The 527-nt window shown below is 58.8% G+C and carries 1 rRNA gene; it reads right to left on the bottom strand.

The annotated features are described in order from the left end of the window. Positions 1 to 527: ribosomal RNA gene (locus tag ACSBPG_RS32065) — 23S ribosomal RNA — on the bottom strand; the annotation flags it as partial.

Raw genomic sequence — 527 nt, forward strand, 5'->3', positions numbered from 1 at the left:
GAGGCTCCCACTGCTTGTAGGCATCCGGTTTCAGGAACTGTTTCACTCCCCTCGTCGGGGTGCTTTTCACCTTTCCCTCACGGTACTGGTTCACTATCGGTCACTGAGGAGTACTTAGGCTTGGAGGGTGGTCCCCCCACGTTCAGACAGGGTTTCACGTGCCCCGCCCTACTCGAGGATCATGGTTCTCTTACCCGTACGGGACTGTCACCCGCTGTGGTGCGCCGTTCCAGGCGCTTCCGGTTGCTTCCCCATGACCACTGGCCTGGTCCGCTTTCGCTCGCCACTACTCGCGGAGTCTCGGTTGATGTCCTTTCCTCCGGCTACTTAGATGTTTCAGTTCGCCGGGTTCGCCTCGCCAGCCTATGGATTCAGCTGACGATACCGCTAATGCGGTGGGTTGCCCCATTCGGAAATCTTCGGATCAGTGCCTGCTCGCGGCTCCCCGAAGCTTATCGCAACGTGCTGCGTCCTTCATCGCCTCTCAGTGCCAAGGCATCCACCAGATGCCCTTAAGACGCTTGATC

The sequence above is a fragment of the Azospirillum sp. ST 5-10 genome (assembly GCF_051225715.1).
GTDB lineage: Bacteria > Pseudomonadota > Alphaproteobacteria > Azospirillales > Azospirillaceae > Azospirillum.